Source organism: Bradyrhizobium sp. 6(2017) (assembly GCF_011058295.2).
Taxonomy (GTDB): domain Bacteria; phylum Pseudomonadota; class Alphaproteobacteria; order Rhizobiales; family Xanthobacteraceae; genus Bradyrhizobium; species Bradyrhizobium septentrionale.
In genome coordinates this window covers 8,257,616-8,277,482 of the sequence record NZ_CP049289.2, presented here as the reverse complement: position 1 = coordinate 8,277,482, position 19,867 = coordinate 8,257,616, and the positions used below count along the sequence as shown (strand labels likewise).

General features: G+C 65.8%; 18 protein-coding genes. 6 read left to right on the top strand and 12 right to left on the bottom strand.

What is annotated here, in order from left to right; all coding sequences use genetic code 11:
* Nucleotides 1–93: 93 nt before the first annotated feature.
* The 6 genes from G6P99_RS39335 to G6P99_RS39310 form a co-directional block, all read right to left on the bottom strand.
* Complete coding sequence (locus G6P99_RS39335; RefSeq protein WP_029083700.1) at nt 94–2,472, bottom strand: TonB-dependent receptor; 2,379 nt, start codon at nt 2,470–2,472, stop codon at nt 94–96.
* A gap of 110 nt (nt 2,473–2,582) precedes the next feature.
* A complete protein-coding gene (locus tag G6P99_RS39330; RefSeq protein ID WP_029083701.1) occupies nt 2,583–3,005 on the bottom strand; it encodes a DUF2946 family protein in 423 nt (140 codons plus the stop codon).
* 160 nt (nt 3,006–3,165) lie between these two features.
* Entirely contained in the window at nt 3,166–5,229 is a 2,064-nt protein-coding gene (locus tag G6P99_RS39325) for a membrane protein (protein WP_029083702.1), read from the bottom strand.
* Nucleotides 5,230–5,296: 67 nt separating this feature from the next.
* Nucleotides 5,297–8,098, bottom strand: coding sequence for a DUF4159 domain-containing protein (locus G6P99_RS39320; RefSeq protein WP_029083703.1), 2,802 nt, complete (start codon nt 8,096–8,098; stop codon nt 5,297–5,299).
* The gene (locus tag G6P99_RS39315; protein ID WP_029083704.1) at nt 8,098–9,039 is read right to left on the bottom strand and encodes a DUF58 domain-containing protein; all 942 of its coding nucleotides are present in this window, start codon (nt 9,037–9,039) and stop codon (nt 8,098–8,100) included. The genes G6P99_RS39320 and G6P99_RS39315 overlap by 1 nt, the downstream gene beginning before the upstream one ends.
* Nucleotides 9,039–10,043 carry an AAA family ATPase gene (locus tag G6P99_RS39310; RefSeq protein WP_029083705.1) on the bottom strand — a complete coding sequence of 335 codons (1,005 nt, stop codon included), beginning with the start codon at nt 10,041–10,043 and terminating at the stop codon, nt 9,039–9,041. Before G6P99_RS39310 ends, G6P99_RS39315 begins: the two co-directional genes overlap by 1 nt.
* 239 nt (nt 10,044–10,282) lie before the next feature.
* Here G6P99_RS39310 and G6P99_RS39305 point away from each other — a divergent pair, with 239 nt between their 5' ends.
* The 4 genes from G6P99_RS39305 to G6P99_RS39290 are packed head-to-tail and all read left to right on the top strand — an operon-like array spanning nt 10,283 to nt 13,105.
* Nucleotides 10,283–10,924: a DUF1285 domain-containing protein gene (locus G6P99_RS39305; RefSeq protein ID WP_029083706.1), complete on the top strand. Its 642-nt coding sequence runs from the start codon at nt 10,283–10,285 to the stop codon at nt 10,922–10,924.
* A gap of 32 nt (nt 10,925–10,956) precedes the next feature.
* Nucleotides 10,957–11,592, top strand: coding sequence for a CoA pyrophosphatase (locus G6P99_RS39300; protein ID WP_371261233.1), 636 nt, complete (start codon nt 10,957–10,959; stop codon nt 11,590–11,592).
* Nucleotides 11,589–11,852, top strand: a complete 264-nt coding sequence (locus G6P99_RS39295; RefSeq protein ID WP_029083708.1) for a DUF6111 family protein — start codon at nt 11,589–11,591, stop codon at nt 11,850–11,852. Before G6P99_RS39300 ends, G6P99_RS39295 begins: the two co-directional genes overlap by 4 nt.
* A complete protein-coding gene (locus tag G6P99_RS39290) occupies nt 11,849–13,105 on the top strand; it encodes a CCA tRNA nucleotidyltransferase (protein WP_165125989.1) in 1,257 nt (418 codons plus the stop codon). Before G6P99_RS39295 ends, G6P99_RS39290 begins: the two co-directional genes overlap by 4 nt.
* Nucleotides 13,106–13,266: 161 nt before the next feature.
* Here the strand turns inward: G6P99_RS39290 and G6P99_RS39285 are convergent, their stop codons facing one another.
* The 6 genes from G6P99_RS39285 to G6P99_RS39260 form a co-directional block, all read right to left on the bottom strand.
* The gene (locus G6P99_RS39285; RefSeq protein ID WP_029083710.1) at nt 13,267–13,536 is read right to left on the bottom strand and encodes a DUF2158 domain-containing protein; all 270 of its coding nucleotides are present in this window, start codon (nt 13,534–13,536) and stop codon (nt 13,267–13,269) included.
* Nucleotides 13,537–13,651: 115 nt separating this feature from the next.
* The gene (locus G6P99_RS39280) at nt 13,652–14,389 is read right to left on the bottom strand and encodes an HAD family hydrolase (RefSeq protein ID WP_029083711.1); all 738 of its coding nucleotides are present in this window, start codon (nt 14,387–14,389) and stop codon (nt 13,652–13,654) included.
* The gene (hemF, locus tag G6P99_RS39275; protein ID WP_029083712.1) at nt 14,380–15,276 is read right to left on the bottom strand and encodes an oxygen-dependent coproporphyrinogen oxidase; all 897 of its coding nucleotides are present in this window, start codon (nt 15,274–15,276) and stop codon (nt 14,380–14,382) included. The genes G6P99_RS39280 and hemF overlap by 10 nt, the downstream gene beginning before the upstream one ends.
* Nucleotides 15,277–15,278: 2 nt before the next feature.
* Nucleotides 15,279–15,644: a 6-pyruvoyl trahydropterin synthase family protein gene (locus G6P99_RS39270; RefSeq protein ID WP_029083713.1), complete on the bottom strand. Its 366-nt coding sequence runs from the start codon at nt 15,642–15,644 to the stop codon at nt 15,279–15,281.
* A gap of 31 nt (nt 15,645–15,675) precedes the next feature.
* Nucleotides 15,676–16,308 (bottom strand): 7-carboxy-7-deazaguanine synthase, encoded by a 633-nt coding sequence (gene queE, locus G6P99_RS39265; RefSeq protein WP_029083714.1) that lies wholly within the window; start codon nt 16,306–16,308, stop codon nt 15,676–15,678.
* Nucleotides 16,309–16,318: 10 nt separating this feature from the next.
* The gene (locus G6P99_RS39260; protein WP_029083715.1) at nt 16,319–16,789 is read right to left on the bottom strand and encodes a tRNA (cytidine(34)-2'-O)-methyltransferase; all 471 of its coding nucleotides are present in this window, start codon (nt 16,787–16,789) and stop codon (nt 16,319–16,321) included.
* A gap of 278 nt (nt 16,790–17,067) precedes the next feature.
* On the opposite strand from G6P99_RS39260, the gene petA reads away from it, so the two are divergent.
* On the top strand, nt 17,068–17,598 hold the full coding sequence (gene petA, locus G6P99_RS39255) for a ubiquinol-cytochrome c reductase iron-sulfur subunit (protein WP_029083716.1): 531 nt from the start codon (nt 17,068–17,070) through the stop codon (nt 17,596–17,598).
* Between the two features lie 72 nt (nt 17,599–17,670).
* The gene (locus G6P99_RS39250) at nt 17,671–19,743 is read left to right on the top strand and encodes a cytochrome c1 (protein WP_029083717.1); all 2,073 of its coding nucleotides are present in this window, start codon (nt 17,671–17,673) and stop codon (nt 19,741–19,743) included.
* Nucleotides 19,744–19,867 lie beyond the last annotated feature (124 nt).

Below are 19,867 nucleotides of genomic sequence, written 5' to 3'. Positions count from 1 at the left end.
CCCGGTACATTGGTCCCGGCTTGCGCTGCGCTTCATCCGGGCTACGCGACGAACAAATCCCTCTGCCGCAAGCGGCAGAGGGATACGCTTGTCTCAGAACTTGAGATTGGCGAAGGCCCGCACACCGATGCCGGGCATCAGCACCTCGTCCTTGGTGTAGGAGACCGAGTTGCGGATGTTCTGGTTGAGCAGATTGTTGCCGACCAGGCCAAGCGTCATCTCGCGCGCACCGATCCATGATTGCGTGAGCTTGGTGTTGTAGGTGATCTCAGCGTTCAAGAGATTGTAGCCCGCGGTCGGGGTCTCGCCGATCACCGCAATGTCGTTCTGCGCAAAGGCGTGCACCAGATTGATGCGGGTGAACCAGTTGCTGTCGCGCCAGTACACGCCGCCGCCAAGCCGCACCGGTGGAATCCGCGGCACGTTGGTGCCGTCGGTGAAGGTGGCGCGTACCACGTCGAACTGGTCCTCGATGCCCCAGATGCCGCCGTTGAGCGGGCCGATGTCGAGCTGGCTCTGGAACTCGGCGCCGCGGAAGATGGCATCGCGCTGTGCGTATCTCGCCTGGTTCAGCTCAAGCTGGTCCGGATTGGCTATGTCCACACAAGCCGCACTGTCGCACGTGTTGCCAGTCAATTGGCGGTAGATAAAGCCGTTGAACTTCGTGTAGTAGCCGGTGAGTTCGAATCGCAACGGCCCCGTCGCCCGCCGTAATCCCACCTCGATCGATTTTGCCGTCTCGATGCCGAGATTGGGATTGCCGATGTCGAAGGTGGCGGTCGCATCATGCGCGCCGCGCGAAAACAGCTCTGCCGGTTTCGGCGCGCGTTCGACGTATTGACCGGTAATGCTCGCGACCAGATCCCACGGCAGGTTCTGGATCAGGCCAATGCTCGCACTTTTCGGCGTGAAGTGCAGATTGCGCGGCGTGGCGGGACCAATACTGGCAGGGTCGATGTTGACGTCGAACACGTCAGGTATGAATGCCGGCGTTGTCCCGGAGAGGTTGATGTGTTCGATGCGTCCGGCGATCTGCGCCTTGGTGGTCTCGCTGAATTTCAGCTCGTTGAAGACGTAACCGGCGACCCTGTTGTTGTTGTTAGGGTCCCACAATCCGTTGAGCGGGCTGCCTGGATCGTCCGGACTTGGGGCCGTCAATTCCTGATGGCCAGCCTGCAGGCCGAACGCCGTCGTCACGGCCGCGAAGCGCGCGTTGAACGGCATCATTTGCACTTCGAGCCGGGCTTCTTGCTCCTTGTTGGTAAAAGTCTGCCGCACGCCGTCGCTTGAGAGATCAAGCGGATCGGCAAGACCGATTTCGTTGTGGCGATAGTCGGTCGCGCCGACCCAGAACCGCACCGCGTCGATCGCAGCAGCATCGGGCCGGTACTCGCCCTTGACGGCGATCTTGGTCTGGTGCGCGTCGATCCGGGTCTGGTGATCGGCGCCGTCGATGCCGGGGATGTGGTAGAGCGAATCGTTCTGGGTGATCGACGCGCCGATATAGCCGCCCTGAAAGAAATACGAGCCGCCGACCGACGCGCCGTCCGACTGCGTCGCGGAGTTCGGCTGGCGGCTGCCCACCGGCCGGGTCTGGTCGAACAGATATGGATAGCTCGGGATACTGTAGTCGCTGGTGGTGCGGCCATAGACGTCGGCATGCACGGCGACATTGTTGCCGCCGGCGTCCAGCAGCATGCCGCCCTCGACGCCGCGATTGACTGAGCTCACCGACGTGCGGGTCTCGACGTTGAGGCAGCCCGGCGAACCCGCGTCGGCCAGCGGCGCCTTCACCGGCAAACCGTAGGTCTGGAACGGCGCCGCCGCGCAGGTCGGCATCGCATCGGGAATTCGATTGTTGCTGGCGCTGACGACGCCGCCGATCGAGGTCGAGCCGTAACGCAGCGCGGCCGGTCCCCGCACCACCTCGATCTGGTTGGTCGAAAGCGGATCGATCGGCACGAAATGATCCTCGCCGAGATCCGACACGCCGCCGCCGCCGAGACCGTTCTCGACGATACCGACGCGGTTGACGTCGAGGCCGCGGATGATCGGCCGGCTCGATGCGCCGGGCGCGAAGCTCGAACCGGTGATGCCGGGTTTGGAGAACAAGAGATCGCCGAGGGTGGCGCCGCCGGAGCGCCGCAGCTCCTCGTTCGGTATCACGGTGACGGTCGCGAACTGGTCGGTCACGATGGGCAGCACGCCTTGCTGCGGTGCCGGCGCCGGTGCCGCGGGCACAGGTTGCACTGCTGCGGCGCGTTCGCGGTTGCGGCTCGGCGCAGCCCGGACAACATGTGTCGGGTTGCGCGTCGGCGCCGTGCGGTGCCGCTGGATCGGGCTTGGTGCCGTCACGGTGACGTCAGGGAGTTGCGTCGGCGTGTCGTCGGCCAGCGCGCCGCTATTCATTGCGCCGAGCAACAGCCAGCTCGCGCTCCCGATGTGGAATGCTCGTTTCTTCAGAAGTGTCATTGTCCCGATCCAGCCCGTCGAAATGACGGATCGATTCCGATTTGCCCCGCTGGCGCAGGCCGCAAATGTGGCGCGGCTGTTCGCTCAGGGCGTGCAGCAATCAGTCGATGTCAGGACAGGGGAGGTGCGCGGGAGTGGAACGCCGCAGGCGCCGACTTCAGATGGACGAATTCGGCATTGGCGGTGCGGAACAGGAGCTCGACGGCTTCCGGCAGCAAGAGCACCGGCGGCGCCGTGAACAGCATGCTGCTCGCGAGCGAGATGACGGCGCAGATCGCGCAATTGTCGGCCGGATGCCGGTCGTTGTCGTGCCTGGCGGGCGGCTCGGTCCCGGTCACCTGGACCGCGAGGTCCGGGGTGGCGGAGGTCCCGATATAGGCGAGATCGACCAGCGACAGGCCGGTCTGGACCGCGGGCGCGGCTTGCGCCGATGGAATCGGATGGAAGTGCCCGAACGACAGCACGAACTGGACGGCGAGCGCGAACAGCGCCAGCCGCGAGCCGGTCTTGATGTGTCTCCGGAACCACTTCATGCGATAACGCCCACCCCATCGGGAGCGCGCCATCACCCCAGCGGCCCGATGTTACATTATAACATCGGACGGCAATCGCGGTGTCAACCACAGTTGGGGCGAACTGTGTCGATCCGTTGCCGGTGTGTGTTTGAAGCAACGGAGCGCCGAGCCACCAGGCTCAGCGTCCCTCGCGCAGCCAGGTTGCCGCGAATGCGCCGAGCAGCAGCAGCAGGCCGACCAGGCCGGCGAACATCGGCAGCACGCCGACGCCCTTCACGACGCTGGCGTCGCGCATCTTGACGCCGAGCCAGCCGTCGCCGCGGAAGATCGAGGAGGCACGTATCGGCACGATGCGCGGCATGTCGAGGCTCGATCCGTCGACGATGCGCCGTGCGTCGCCGCCGGTCGCCTGCGCCAGCGGCTTCAGCGTGCCGGTGGTCGAGGTGACCTCCGAGAATTCCTTCGGATTGGTCGGGCCGACATTGATCAGCGCCTTCAGCGTGCCGTCGGTGGCCTGCCACAGGCCGAGTTCGCTCGCGGGCAGCGTCGCGCGCCACTCGCCGGGATCGCCGGCGGCGAGCGTCAGTTCGTGCGTGGTGCCGCTCGGCGACGTCACGGTAACAGGCGCGACGGTGTCGGCCATGGTCTGCCGCACCACGATCAGGTCCTTACCCTGCACCTGCATGCGCAGCGCCTCTTCGTCGAGGTCGGGCTGCTTCATCAGCCAGTGCGACACCCGCCGCAACAGATCGAGATGCGGGCCGCCGCCTTCATAGCCGCGCGCCCACAGCCAGATGTGGTCGGAGAGCAAGAGCGCGACGCGGCCCTCGCCGAAGCGCGACAGCAGCAGCAGCGGCTTGCCGTCGGCACCGGTCATGACCGGCGGGTTGATCGCGTTGCGGGTATCGACGGTGCGGAAGAACCGGCTCCAATGCGGCGGCTCGGCATTCGAGCCTTCCAGCCCGCGCGTCACCGGATGGCGTTTCCCGGCATCGCTGAGGTGCGCGTAGAACGGCTTCTCGGTGACGCCGACCGGCTCGGCCGGCAGCACCGAATCCAGCGGCGTGCGCCAGATGCTGGTGGTCGAGGCGTAGTCGGGACCGGCGGAGACCAGCACAGCGCCGCCGGAGCGGACATAGCGCGCGATGTTGTCGAAATAGGCGATCGGCAGCACGCCCTGGCGGGCGTAGCGATCGAAGATGATCAGCTGGAATTCGTTGATCTTCTGCTGGAACAGCTCGCGGGTCGGAAACGCGATCAGCGACAGCTCGTTGATCGGCGTGCCGTCCTGCTTCTCCGGCGGACGCAGGATGGTGAAGTGCACGAGATCGACGCTGGGATCTGACTTCAACAGGTTGCGCCAGGTGCGCTCGCCGGCATGCGGTTCGCCTGAGACCAGCAGCACGCGCAGCTTGTCGCGGACGCCGTCGATCGCGACCACGGCGCGGTTGTTGACCAGCGTGAGCTCGTTCTCGAGTGGCGAGGCCTCGATCTCGACGATGTTGGGCCCGGCATGCTTGATGTCGATGTCGACGCTGGAGGTCTGGCCGCTGCTCAGCATGCGCTCGTTGATGACCTCGCCGTCGCGGCGGATCGTGACCTTGGCGCGCTCGCCGGTGACGCCCTGGTCGTCGAGCCGGTAGGTGATGGTCTGGGTCTGGCCGACGATGCCGAAGCGCGGCGCGGCCGTGATCGCGATGCGGCGGTCGCGCTCGTCCTTGCGGCCGGTAATCAACGCATGCAGCGGTGCCTGGAAGCCGAGCGCCTGGGCGTTGGCGGGAATATCGTGTACGCGGCCGTCGGTGATCATGAACGCGCCGGCGACGCGTTCGACCGGAACGTCCGACAGTGCCGACGTCAGCGCGCCGAACAGCTTTGTGCCGTCGGTTTCGCCATCGGCCTGGCCGGCCTCGACGACGCGGACCTCGAGGCCCTTGATCTGCTTCAGGCTGTCGACCAGCGCCTGCCGCGCCTTGTCGGTCTCCTGGTTGCGCGTGCCAAAGTTCTGGCTCGGGCTCTTGTCGACCACGACCGCGGCGACCGACGACAACGGCTCGCGGTCCTCGCGGGTGAAGGACGGATTGGCCAGCGCCAGCAGGATCAGCGCCAGCGCGGCGACGCGCACTGCGGCGCCGCGCGCGCGGGACAGCAACAGCAGTGCCGCGATGACGACGATCGCGCCGAGCCCGATCCACAGCACGAGCGAAGGAACCAGCGGTGTGAACGCGATACCGTAGTTCATAGCTTGCTTCTATTCGTTAGGAGCATGATCTCTTCGGAAAACCGGTTCCCACTTTTCCGGATCATGCTCATTGTCCCAGCCGCTCGATCAAAGCAGGTGCGTGCACCTGGTCGGCCTTGTAGTTGCCGGTCAGCGTGTACATCACGATGTTGACGCCGGCGCGGAACGCGAATTCGCGCTGCCGCGGCTCGCCCGGGGTCAGCGGCAGCATCGGTTGGCCGTCGGGACGGATCGCCCAGGCGCCGGCGAGGTCGTTCGACGTGATGATGATCGGCGAGACGCCGTCGCCACCACGGGCCGGGCGCTGTGCGGCCTCCTCGTCGTCCTCGCGCGGCAGCGTCTCGACCCAGGTCTGGCCGGAGTTGAAGCGGCCGGGGAAGTCGCGCAGCAGATAGAACGTCTTGGTCAGCACGTGCTCGCGCGGCACCGGCTCGAGCTCGGGCACATCGAGGGTGGACAGCAGTTCGCGCAGCGTCTGCATGCCCGGCGTCTGCGAGGCGCCATTGTCGCCCGGCGGCGCCTCGACGGCGTCGCGCGTGTCGAAAATCACGGTGCCGCCCTGTTTCATGTAGGCGTCGATCTTGTTGATGGCGTCCTGCGGCGGCTTCGGCGCGCCCGGCACGATCGGCCAGTAGATCAGCGGGAAGAACGCCAACTCGTCGCGCGCGGGGTCGATGCCGACGGGATCGCCGGCTTCGAGCGCCGTGCGCTGCCCGAGGAATAGCGTCAGTCCGGACATCCCGGCCTTGACGATGGAATCGACGTCGGCGTTGCCGGTGACGACATAGGCCAGCCGCGTCTGCGATACCGACTTGATGGCGAAGTCGTCGTTGCTCTCGGCGCGTGTCGATGACGGCGCGAACGTCAGGAGGATGAAGGCGAAGGCGAGCACGGCCGGCGCGGCGCGGCGCCGGATCAGCGCGGCGAGGCCGCCGCCGAGCATCGCCACCACGATGGCATCGAGCAGGAACAGCGCCAGCGCCGTCGTCAGCATGATGCCGCGCAGGTCACGCGGTTCGGTGTTGGTGTAGCTCGCATGCTTCGCGCGCAGGCCGGACGTGTCGAGCGGTGCGATGCGGTCGGCGGAAGCAAGCGTGTTGACCGCGATCGGGCTCTCGGCGGTGCCGTAGAAGCCGGGCGGATGGTCCGCCGTGCCGTGGTCGCGATAGTCCGCCGACATCGGCTTGGCGGTCGCAGGCGGCGGGCCGAACGCGCCGAAGCCGTCGAGCGTACGCAGTGGCGCGACCGTCTCCACGTTGGGATCGCTGGCGACGCCGGGGCCGGGCTTCGAGGTGTAGCCGGACATGTCGATCAGCCGGCGCAGCATCTCGACGAAGGTGCCGGACATCGGCAGGTCCGACCAGCGCATGTCGGCGCCGACATGGAACAGGCTGACCACGCCCTTGCCGCGATGCTCGCCGGTGACGAGCGGGGTGCCGTCTTCGAGCGATGCCCAGCTCTTGGTCGCGAGCACGGCGTCGGGCTCGGCCAGTACCTGGCGGCTGACGGTGATGTCCTTCGGCACGGTGAGGCTTGCGAACGGGCCGTCGGCGGCGAACGAGGCCATGTGCTGCGGCTTCTCCCAGGTCAGGCTGCCGCCGAGCGTGCGGCCGCCGCGGCGCAGCTTGACCGGAACGAGGTCGTCGTCGGCCTGGGCGAGGCGCGGGCCGGCAAAGCGCACCAGGACGCCGCCTTGCTCGATCCAGGTGTTGAGCCGGTCGCGGATCTCCGGCGACAGCGTGCCGACATCGGCCATCACGATCATCGGCAGCCGCTGGTCGAGGAATTGCCCGATCACCTGCTGCGGCGCGCCGCGATCGCCGAGCCGGACGTCGGCGAACGGCGACAGCGCGCGGGACAGATAGAAGGTCGACGCCAGCAGCGGCTGCGCGGTGTCGTTGCTCGCACCCGAGACCACGCCGATGGCGCGGCGGCGCCAGCGCCGGTCGAGCAGTTGCACGGCGCCGGCCGAATGCTCGCCGGAGATTTCGAGCCGCGAGATGTCGTTGCGCAGTTCGACCGGAAGATCGAAGGCGGCTTCGGTCTCGCGCTCCTGCGGGCCGAACGTGTAGCGGGCCTCGCCGATCGGCGAGCCCTTGGCATCGACCGCGCGCACCGTGCCGGCCGCGAGGCCGCTTTCGGTGCGCAACACCTTCACGGTCATCTTGGCGGCGGCGTTCTCGGCCGCGACCAGCGCCTGCGCGGACTGCGCGCCGCCCGAATAGATCGTCAGATTGCGGCTCTCGATCACCTTGCCGAGACCTTCGGTGAATTCGCTGCCGCGGCCGGTGTCGACGCCGTCGGACAGCCAGGCGATGTCGCAGTCGCCGGTCGATTTGAGGAAACGTCCAAGCGAGGTCAGGGTTTCAACGCGATCGATCGAGTAGGGTTTTGGCGCGAGCTGGCGCAACGCGACGCGCGCGGTGCCGGCCGGCATCAGCGTGATGTCACGCGTAGGCGCCGACAGCGGCACCAGCGCGACGCCGCGGCGGTCGCTGTCGGCATCGGCGATCAATTCGTCCGCGGCCTTGACCCGCGCATCCCAGCTCGAGGCCGCGCTCCAGCCGTCGTCGAGCAGGATCACCAGCGGGAATTTGCCGGCGGCAATGCCGGTCTGCGGATTCCAGATCGGGCCGGCGGCGGCGAGGATGACGAGCGCGGCGGCGGCGAGCCGCAGCAGCGTCAGCCACCACGGCGTGCGCGCCGGCGTCTCTTCCTTGGGCGCAATGTCGAACAACAACCGCGTCGGCGGGAATTCGATGCGCCGCGGCCGCGGCGGCATCACGCGCAACAGCCACCACAGCACCGGCAGGCTGACCAGCCCCAGCAGCAGCAGCGGTTCGGCAAAGGAGAGCGGGAGGCCTGCGATCATGCGCTGCGTCCCGCCTTGACGGTTGAGCGGCCGCCGCCCTTGCTCACCATCATGCCGGCATGCAGGAACAGCAGCAGCTCGGCCGCGGAGCGGCTGGTGGTGTGGGTCGAGAACAGCCAGTCGAGCCGGTTGGTCTCGGCGCGGATCTGGTCGCGATGCAGCGCGACGCGGGCGACGTAATCGGTGGCCCAGCTTTCGGCGCGGCCGGCGGTGATGACGCTGCCGGCCTCCGGTTCGACGAACTCGACGCGGCCGGAATAGGGGAAGGTCTCCTCGGCCGGATCGACCACCTGGATCATGGTGCCGTGCGCGCCCGACGAGGCGAGCCCGGCCAGCATGGTCGTGATCTCGGCCATTGGCGACCAGAAGTCCGACAGCACCACGATCTCGGCGAGCGACGACGGCACGAAGGACGGCGGCAGGCTGGCGCGCGTCGCCTCGTCATGCAGCATCGCCTGCGCCATCTTGTCGATCACGGCGCGGCTGCCGGTCGGGTTCATCAGGCCGGGAACGCCGACGCGCTCGCCGCCGGCCACCAGCAGCTCGGCCAGCGCAAAGGCAACGATCAGGCCACGCTCGAGCTTGGAGTCGCGTGCCTCGCGTGAGGCAAAGGCCATCGACGGCGAGCGGTCGGGCCAGATCCACACGGTGTGCGCGGCCTCCCACTCCTGCTCGCGGACATAGAGATGATCGTCGCGTCCCGAGCGGCGCCAGTCGACGCGCTGCGACGGTTCGCCCGACACGAAGCGGCGATATTGCCAGAAGCTCTCGCCGGTGCCGGCACGGCGGCGACCATGCATGCCATGGATGACATTGGCAGCGATGCGGCGAGCCTCAAGCACCAGGCGCGGCAGCGATGCGGCGAGCGTTCGGCTTTCGCCATCTGCACGTCGAACCGCAAGGAGCTCCTCGTTCTGGTGCCTGTTGTCAGCCGCCATCAACCGATCCGGGTTTTCAATTGCTTGATCACGTCGGGAATGGTGCGGCCCTCGGCGCGCGCCGAGAAGGTCAGCGCCATGCGGTGCTTGAGCACGGGCTCGGCGAGATCGAGCACGTCGTCGATCGACGGCGCGAGCCTTCCGTCGAGCAGCGCGCGGGCGCGGACCGCGAGCATCAGCGACTGGCTGGCGCGGGGACCCGGTCCCCATGCGATCAGCTTGCCGGCCTCGCCGCCCTCGGGGCCGGGACGCGCGGCGCGCACCAGCGTCAGGATTGCCTCGACCACGGAATCGCCGACCGGCAGGCGCCGCACCAGCCGTTGCGCAGTGATCAGAGTCTCGGCGTCCATCGACGCCTTGGCAAGCGTCTCTTCGGCGCCGGTGGTTTCGAACAGGATGCGCCGCTCGGCGTCGCGATCGGGATAGTCGACGTCGATTTCCATCAGGAAGCGGTCGAGCTGCGCCTCGGGCAGCGGGTAGGTGCCTTCCTGCTCGAGCGGGTTCTGCGTCGCCAACACGTGGAACGGCTTCGGCAGGTCATGCCGCGCGCCGGCAATGGTGATGTGCTGCTCCTGCATGGCTTGCAGCAGCGCCGACTGGGTGCGCGGGCTGGCGCGGTTGATCTCGTCGGCCATCAAGAGCTGCGCGAACACCGGACCCGAGATGAAGCGGAACGAGCGCTTGCCGGCCGAGCTCTCGTCGAGCACTTCGGCGCCGAGAATGTCCGACGGCATCAGATCGGGTGTGAACTGGATGCGCTTGGCGTCGAGCCCGAGCGTAACGCCGAGCGTCTCGACCAGCTTGGTCTTGGCGAGGCCGGGCACGCCGATCAACAGCGCGTGGCCGCCGGACAGGATCGTCACTAGAGTGTTTTCTATCACCTGGTCCTGGCCGAAAATAACGGTGGAGACCGCTTCCTTGGCGGCCTTGATCTGGCCCGCGACCTGCTCGGCCGAGCGGACGATCACATCCTCCAGTTTCTCGACGCTGTCTGCACCAGCCATTCGGTCCGCTCCTTCTCGACGATCCCGGCGATTCCCGCGTCGTCATCTGTCGTCATCTCGTGGCCCTCATGCTAAACCTGCGCGAAAGCCATGTATTCGTTGAATTAAACTATCCCCACCTTATCGGTATTTCAGGGTATGAACGGCATCACGATGTGGCGAGAAAGACACCCCGACCACATCTCAGGATACGTGCACCAAATGTGCCAGATTGAGGGTCGGAAGCTTTAAGGTAAACAATGGCGAAGCAAGGGCAGAGCGAATCCAGCAGTGAAACTACGGGCCTAGGAAGCAAGAGCCTCGACGGGCTGACCACCGCCGCCAATCGAGCTGCGACATCAGGGCCGGCCGGACGCAAGGGCCTGCCGCCGGTTCACCTCTGGAATCCGCCATTCTGCGGCGATCTCGACATGCGAATCGCGCCCGACGGCACCTGGTTCTACATGGGAACGCCGATCGGCCGTCCGGCGCTGGTGCGGCTGTTCTCCACCATCCTGAAGCGCGAGGACGGCAAGCACTTTCTCGTGACACCGGTGGAGAAGGTCGGCATCCGCGTCGATGACGCGCCGTTCCTCGCCGTGGAAATGCAGACCGACGAAGACGCGCGCGGCCGGTTGCTCAGGTTCCGCACCAATGTCGATGATTGGGTCGATTGCGAGAAGGGCCACGGTCTCAGATTCGAGGCCGCCGAGGACGGCGGATTGACGCCCTATCTGCATGTTCGCGCCGACCTGTGGGCCAAGGTCACCCGCGCGCTCTACTACGATCTGGTTGACATGGGCGAGGCGCGGATGGTCGATGGTCAGGAGATGTTCGGCATCGAGTCCGGCGGCGAGTTCTTCGCGATGGCCGACGCCAGTCAGGTGAGGGACGCACTTTGAACGAGCCGTTGCTGAAGGTGAGGCCGGCGACGATCAGCTCGACGGAATTCTTCGCGCGGGCGCGCACGCGTCTCGATTTCGAAGTGCCGCCGGGCCTGGTCGATCCGCACATCATTCCGCGCACCGGAGACTCCGGCAACGATCGGATGCTGGAGATCGTGGCGCAGGAGCAGCCGGTGCGGCCGGCCGCGGTGCTGATCCCGGTGGTCGATCATCCCGAGCCGACCGTGCTCCTGACGCAGCGTTCGCCCAATCTGTCGAGCCACGCCGGTCAGATCTCGTTCCCCGGCGGCAAGATCGACGCCACCGATGCCTCGCCGCTTGATGCCGCGTTGCGTGAGGCCTGTGAAGAAGTCGGGCTGAAGCGGGAATTCATCGACCCGGTCGGCTATCTCGACCTCTATGGCACCGCATTCGGCTTCCGCATCCTGCCGACGGTCGCCAAGGTGAAGCCGGGATTCACACTTGAGATCAATGAAGCCGAGGTCGTCGATGCGTTCGAAGTGCCGCTCGCTTTCCTGATGAATCCCGAGAATCATCAGATCCACGTCAAGGAATTCCGCGGCATCGACCGGCACTATTATGCGATGCCGTTCGCCGAGCGCTACATCTGGGGCGCGACCGCGGGCATCCTGCGTGTGCTGTATGAGCGGATCTATCTGTCATGATCCGCACGGTGTTGACCGAGATCGGAATCTTTCTTGTTCCTTTCGCGGTCTATGCCATCTTCCTCATCGCGACGCGGTCCGGCGTGACGCTGCCGGCGTCATGGCCGCTCGACATGCTGGCGAAGCTGACGCTGGCGGCGCTGGTGCTGGTCATCATCAGTTTCGTGCTGCTTGCCGAATTGACCGGCGCGCCGCCGAACTCGACCTACGTTCCCGCCCATATCGAGAATGGCAGGCTGGTGCCCGGAGCTGAGAAATGAGCGAGGTGCGCCTGTTGTCCGACGCGCCATGGCTCACTGAGGGGCCAGCGGCACGGGTGCTCGGCCTGCTCAATGCCGATGGCGAGGAAGCGCGGGTGATCGGCGGCGCCGTGCGCAACGCGTTGATGAAAATTCCGCTCGCCGACATCGACATTGCCACGACGGCGTTGCCGGACGAGGTGGTTCGCCGCGCCAGGCGGGCCGGCATCAAGAGCGTGCCGACCGGCATCGAGCACGGGACGGTGACCCTGGTCGTCGACAGCCAGCCCTTCGAGGTGACGACGCTGCGCGAGGACACCGAGACCTATGGCCGCAAGGCCAAGGTAGCGTTCGGGCGCGACTGGGTGCGCGACGCCGAGCGGCGCGACTTCACCATCAACGGCCTGTCGGTCGATGCCGATGGCATCGTGCACGATCACGTCGGCGGCCTCGCCGACATCGCGGCGCGGCGGGTGCGTTTCATCGGCGATCCGGCGCAGCGGATTGCCGAGGATTATCTGCGCATCCTGCGCTTCTTCCGTTTCCACGCGGCCTACGCCGCAGGCGAGGTCGATCGCGCCGGCTATCTCGCCTGCATCTCCGGACGCACCGGACTTGCCGGCCTGTCGGCCGAGCGGATCCGCATGGAGATGCTCAAGCTCGTGGTCGCGAACGGCGCCGCGGGCGCGGTGGTCGCGATGGGGGATGGCGGACTGCTTCTGCCGCTGTTCGGCGGCGTCGCCTATACCGGACCGTTCGCGGCGATGATCGAGATCGAGCGGCTGATGGAGCTTAAGCCGAGCGCGACGCGCCGGCTCGCCGCGCTGACGGTCGCCGTGACCGAGGATGCGCGGCGCATCGCAAGCCGGCTGCGGCTCTCCAATGCCGAGGCCAAGGCGCTCGACTCGATGGGCCATCGCTGGTGGCGCTTGCCCGGCATGGACGAGGCGCGTGCCAAGCGCAGGCTCTACCGGCTCGACGAGGAGCCGTATCGCGACAGGCTGTTGCTGGCCTGGGCGCGAACCGGCGCGAAGGCGGATGTCGATCAGTGGCGCGCACTTGCCACGCTGCCGCAACGCTGGCGCGCGCCTCACTTTCCCTTGAGGGCGTCGGATTTCATCGCACGCGGGATTGCCGAGGGACCGGCGTTGGGCCATGTACTGACCCTGGCCGAGGATGCTTGGCTTGCCGCGGATTTTCCGCTTGATCCGCAGGTGTTGTCTGGCATCGCCGACCAGACCGTTTCCCGTTTCACCCGCGACCATCGGCTGTGAGGCTTGACTGATATCTCGAACCGATATCTCGACAAGGCTGCCGTGACGATCGGCGGCACGATGATCGTCACCGCGTTGCGCGCATTCTGAGGGAACGCGGAAGCGATGCTGCCGGCGGCTCGGCGGGCAGCATCGCCTGAGAAAACTTATGCAGCCTCGTCTTACGCAGCCTTGCGCTTCTTGCGGCTGCTGTGCTCCTTGTCGTCGTCCTCTTCTTCTTCCTCGTCATCCTCTTCTTCGTCGTCGTCTTCCTCGTCATCTTCCGGATCGATTTCGGTCGATTCGAGCGCGACGAGCGGCAAGGTTTCGCGAAACAAATCGCCGTCCGTGCCCATCCACAGACACTCGACCTTGTCCTCGTCGACCTCCACCACCGTGATCGGATGGCCGCCGGATCTCAGCATGACGACATCGCCTGGTTTCAGTTCCATGATTTTCCCTCCGCGCTTGATAGCGCGGACGGCAGGCTAGCGACCGGTGATGACAGTCAAATCACGGCCGACGCTCGGTGCTGTGGATTTGCTGTGAAAACGGCCGTTGCGGCTATTAGCGCGCGGCAGGAACCAGTTCGGTCAGCGAACGGATGATGCGGTCGGGCTTGATTGTCGATCCCGGCGGCAGGCCTGCACCATGCACGTCCATCCAGATCGCATAGATGCCAAGCCGCTGGGGCGCCACGACTTCCCACTCGAGATTGTCGCCGATCATCCAGGTATCAGGTGCGCTGACGCCGAGCGCTTCCATTGCGTGCAGATAGGCGCGCTCCTCCGGCTTGCCGAAGCCGTGCTCGCCCTCGATCTGGATGTGATCGAAGCGATGGCCCAGCGCGAAGCGCTCGACCTTGGCGCGTTGCATCTCGGCTGCGCCGTTGGTGACCAGCGCGAGCTTGATGCCGAGCGCCTTGAACGCATCGATCGCCTCATGCGCGCCGGGGAAGACGAACATCTCCTCCTCGCGGTAAGCGGTGAAACGATCTGCGATGCGGTCGGCGAGATCGTCCGGCAGCGCGCGATGGCCGGCCGCCGCGAGTGCCGCGAAGCCGCCCTTCACGGTCAGCCGCCGCGCCTCGCCGAGCTTGATCCGCCAGATCGGCTCGGCGGTCGACCAGAATTGCCGTGCATAGGCCAGCAGCGAGGTTGCGACCATGTCCGGGGGCAGGGGCGCCAGCTCTTCGGCGAATTCGGCGGTGATCGCGTTCCAGGCGATCTCGGGGCGCCCATAGGCCGACAGGATGGTGTCATCCATGTCGATCAGCATCGCGCGCGGCAGCTTGGTCACGGCCATTTCACCTCCGGCGGCAGCGACGACAGGATCGAATCCACATTGCCGCCGGTCTTCAGACCGAAGATGGTGCCGCGATCGTAGAGCAGGTTGAACTCGACATAGCGTCCGCGGCGGACCAGCTGCTCGTCGCGATCCTCGGCGCTCCAGCCGGCCGAGAAATTACGCCGCACCAGGTCGGGATAGATTTTCAGGAAGCTGCGCCCGACGTCCTGGGTGAAGGCGAGGTCGGCGTCCCAGTCGCCGCTGTCGTGCCAGTCGTAGAAGATCCCGCCGATGCCGCGCGCTTCCTTGCGGTGTGGCAGATAGAAATAGTCGTCACACCATTTCTTGTACTTGTCGTAGTCGGCGACGCCGTTCGGCCCACTGCACGCCTCTTTCATCGCGGCATGGAAGGCCACCGTATCGGGATCATCCTGGGTGCGCCGCCGGTTCAGCACCGGCGTCAAATCGGCGCCGCCGCCGAACCAGGCCTTGGTGGTGACGACGAAGCGGGTGTTCATATGCACGGCGGGCACGTTCGGATTGCGCAAATGTGCGATCAGCGAAATGCCCGAGGCCCAAAATCTGGGATCATCGGCGGCACCGGGAATCTGCGCGCGGAATTCGGGGGCGAATTCGCCATGCACGGTCGAGCAGTGCACGCCGACCTTCTCGAACAGCCGGCCCTTCATGATCGACATCACACCGCCGCCGCCGGGCTTGCCGGTGTGGTCGGTGCGGTCCCAGGCGGTGCGCACGAACCGGCCGGCGTCGCCGGTATAGAGCGCTGCGGGGGCATCGTCCTCGAGGGTCTCGAAAGCCGCGCAGATGTCGTTGCGCAGCGCCTCGAACCAGCCGCGCGCACGCGCCTTGCGGTCTTCGATGATGGCGGGGTCTGTGGGCAGCATGACTATCCCTGCGGTCCGAAATAGGTGCAGCTCTCGCTGCAGCTGTCGCGATGGACGGCGACGCGCGTGAGCTTGCCGGTATGTTGCAGCCGCTCCCAGATGAAGCGCGAGAGATTCTCCAGCGTCGGCACGCCGATGGCCTCGATCTTGTTCAGGAACTTGTGGTCGAGCGTCTTCTGCACCTCGGCCATGGCGCGCTCCAGCAGGCCGAGATCGATCACCATCCCGGTTTTCGGGTCGGGCGTGCCGCGCACCGTGACTTCGGCGCGGAAGGAGTGACCGTGAATCTCCTCGCTGTTCACACCAAATGTCGTTCCGGAAAGCGCATGCGCAGCCTCGAACCGAAACGCTTTCGTCAATTCCCACATCTCGTTCAACAATCCAGTTCTGCCAGGGTAGTTATCTGATGCCGAGCGTCTTGTGCGTCTGCACGCTAAGGCGCCATTGCGGGTGCTTCAGGCAATAGGCGATCGCGCGCTCGGTATTCGCGATCACGTCGGGGCCGTCCATCGGCTGCAGCGAGAAGCGCTCGAAGGCGAGCCCGGCGAAATCCTCCGGTGCGTTTTCCACCTGCGGATAGACCAGCTTGAGCTCATGTCCCTTGCGCACCACGAGCTCGGCTGCGGCCTTCGGACTGACGCAGATCCAGTCGAGCCCGTCGGGCGGGGCGATGGTGCCGTTGGTCTCGATCGCGATCGCAAAGCCATGCCCGTGCAGGGCCTCGATCAGGGCGGTGTCGACCTGCAGCAGCGGCTCGCCGCCGGTCAGCACCACGTAGCGCTCGGCCTCGCCGGCGGTCCATTGCGCGGCGATGGTGCCGGCGAGCTCGGCCGCGTCGGCATAGCGGCCGCCGAGCGTGCCGTCGGTGCCGACGAAATCGGTGTCGCAGAATTGGCAGACGGCGCCGGCGCGGTCCTGCTCGCGGCCGCTCCAGAGGTTGCAGCCGGCGAAGCGGCAGAACACGGAGGCGCGGCCCGCATGGGCGCCTTCGCCCTGCAGGGTGAGAAAGATCTCCTTGACCGCGTAGCTCACCAAAAATCCCTTAAGTTGCCGAATCGGCTGTTCCCGAACCGGTCTGCCGCAGCGCCTCGCCGAGGGCCATCGCCGCCGTGACGGCCACATTGAGCGAGCGCAGGGGCGGCTTGATCGGAATTACCAGCCGTGCGTCCGCGGCGGCGACCACCGCGTCGGTCACCCCCGCCGTCTCGCGCCCGAACAGCAGGACATCGGAGGCCGTATACTCGAAATCAAGATAGGATTTCGCAGCCCTGGTCGTGAACAGGACCAGCCGGCAGGCGGCCTCGGCCCGCCATTCCTCGAATTTCGACCATGAGTCGTGACGCTTCAACCGCACATGGTCGAGATAGTCCATACCCGCCCGGCGGAAATTCCGGTCCGAGGCGTCGAATCCCGCCGGTTCGATGATATGGGCTGCCACGTCCAGGCAGGCGCAGAGGCGCAGAATCGTTCCCGTATTCTGGGGAATGTCGGGCTGGAACAGCGCGATCTGCATGGTGCTGACGACCTGTGAAAACCGGATGAAATTGTCTCAATAAAACATCGCCCGGCGCGGATTTCGTGCATTGCACGTTTGCGAGCCGATAGCGGGCTTGCGCTCGTCCGGCAAGGGTGCCAATAGAACGATTCTGGACTGCTGTTCCGCCATTTGGGGTGGGGAATAGCGGTTTTCTGCCGCCGCGGGGGCCGCGGGCGCCGGCAGCCTTTGCTCGGGACGCGTTCCGCGTCTTTGGGGCGGTTCCACCGGCTGCAGAAAAGAAAGGGCTAGGAATCGTGACGACAGCGTCTTCGGCGGACCATCCGACACGCCGTGATTTTCTCTTCGTTGCAACCGGAGCTGCCGCCGTGGTCGGCGCAGCCGCCACCGTGTGGCCGATGGTTGCCCAGATGAACCCGGATGCCGCGACGATCGCGGCCGGCGCACCGATCCAGGTCGACCTGGCGCCAATCGCCGAGGGGCAGGACATCAAGGTGTTCTGGCGCGGCAAGCCGATCTACATCAGCCACCGCACCAAGAAGCAGATTCAGGAGGCCCAGAGCGTGCCGCTCTCGAGCCTGCCCGATCCGCAGCCCGACTCGGCCCGCGTCAAGGCCGGCCACGACCAGTGGCTGGTCGTGATCGGCATCTGCACCCATCTCGGCTGTATCCCGATCGCCCATGAGGGCAATTACGACGGCTTCTTCTGCCCCTGCCACGGCTCGCAGTACGACTCCTCCGGTCGTATCCGCCAGGGGCCGGCGCCCGCCAACCTGGCGGTGCCGCCCTACGCCTTCCTTTCCGACACCAAAATCCAGATCGGCTAAGTCCCGGACCCTCCGGGACTTCGGCTTCCCCTTGGACCCATCGCGTCGTTTTTCTTCTTCAGGATCGCATCAATGAGCGGACCATCTGATTTTCAACCGAGCAACCCCGCCTTGAAGTGGATCGAGCGGCGCCTTCCGATCATGGGCCTGGTCCACTCTTCCTTCGTGGCCTACCCGACGCCGCGCAACCTGAACTACTGGTGGACCTTCGGCGCCATTCTGTCGCTGATGCTTGGTTTGCAGATCCTGACCGGCGTGATCTTGGCGATGCATTACACGCCGCACGCCGATCTCGCCTTCAAGTCGGTTGAGCTGATCGTCCGCGACGTCAATTACGGCTGGCTGCTGCGCAACATGCATGCCTGCGGCGCGTCGATGTTCTTCTTCGCCGTCTACATCCACATGTTCCGCGGCCTCTATTACGGGTCGTACAAGGAGCCGCGCGAGGTGCTGTGGATCCTCGGCGTCATCATCTACCTCTTGATGATGGCGACCGGCTTCATGGGCTACGTGCTGCCGTGGGGCCAGATGAGCTTCTGGGGCGCCACCGTCATCACCAACCTGTTCTCAGCAATTCCCTATTTCGGCGAGAGCATCGTGACCTTGCTGTGGGGCGGCTATTCGGTCGGCAATCCGACGCTGAATCGCTTCTTCTCGCTGCACTATCTGCTGCCTTTCGTGATCGCCGGCGTGGTCGTGCTGCACGTCTGGGCGCTGCACGTCGCGGGTCAGAACAACCCGGCCGGCGTCGAAATGAAGACCGAGAAGGACAGCGTTCCGTTCACGCCGCATGCGACGATCAAGGACATGTTCGGCGTGTCCTGCTTCCTGATCTTCTTCGCCTGGTTCATCTTCTACATGCCGAACTATCTCGGCGACGCCGACAACTACATTCCGGCGAACCCCGGCGTGACCCCGGCGCACATCGTGCCTGAATGGTATTACCTGCCGTTCTACGCGATCCTGCGTTCGATCCCGAACAAGCTCGCCGGCGTGGTGGCAATGTTCGGTGCGATCGTGATCCTGGCGTTCCTGCCCTGGCTCGACAACGCGCGGACCCGTTCGTCGAAGTATCGTCCGCTGGCCAAGCAGTTCTTCTGGATCTTCGTGGTGGTCTGCATCCTGCTCGGCTATCTCGGCTCGCAGCCGCCGGAAGGCATCTATGTGATCGCCGGCCGCATCCTGACGGTCTGCTACTTCGCCTACTTCCTGATCGTGCTGCCGCTGCTCTCCCGCATCGAGACGCCGCGCCCGGTGCCGAACTCGATCGCCGACGACGTGCTGGCGAAGAGCAAGGGCAGGGTCGCGACCGCAGCCTCCGTGATGCTTGCGCTGGTGGTGGCTGGCGGCCTGTTCGCCGGCAGCACCCAGAACGCCAAGGCCGAGGAGGGTGGCAATGCGCCGCCGGCACAGAGCTGGTCGTTCTCCGGCCCTTTCGGCAAGTATGACCGCGGCTCGCTGCAGCGTGGCCTCAAGGTCTACAAGGAAGTCTGCTCGGCCTGCCACGGCCTGTCCTATGTCGCGTTTCGCAACCTCGCCGATGCCGGCGGCCCCGGCTATTCGGTGGCGCAGGCGGCGGCGTTCGCGTCCGAGTACAAGATCAAGGACGGCCCGAACGACCAGGGCGAGATGTTCGAACGTCCGGGCCGCCCGGCGGATTACTTCCCGTCGCCGTTCCCGAACGAGCAGGCCGCGCGCGTGGCCAATGGCGGCGCGGCACCGCCCGATCTCTCGCTGATCACCAAGGCGCGGTCCTACAAGCGCGGCTTCCCGCAATTCGTGATCGACTTCTTCAGCCAGTACCAGGAGCAGGGCCCCGACTACGTCGACGCCATCCTGCAGGGCTTCGAGGACAAGGCCCCGGCCGGCGTCACGATCCCGGAAGGCTCGTATTACAACAAGTACTTCCCGGGTCACTCGATCAAGATGCCGAAGCCGCTGTCCGACGGTCAGGTGACCTTCGATGACGGTTCGCCGGCGACGGTGAAGCAGTATGCGCACGACGTCACCACGTTCCTGATGTGGGCCGCCGAGCCGCACATGGAGGAGCGCAAGCGGATCGGCATGCAGGTATTCTTTTTCCTGATCGTGTTCGCGATCCTGATGTACTTCACCAAGCGCAAGGTCTGGGCCGACGCCCACTGACCTCGGTTAGGTAGCGAGTTTGAAAAAGCCCCTTCGGGGGCTTTTTTGTTGTGCGGGACGCACGCGGCGCCAATGCGCGGAGATGACGAGTGCGCGAGCCTGCCGCAGGGCGATTGCGTCCGTC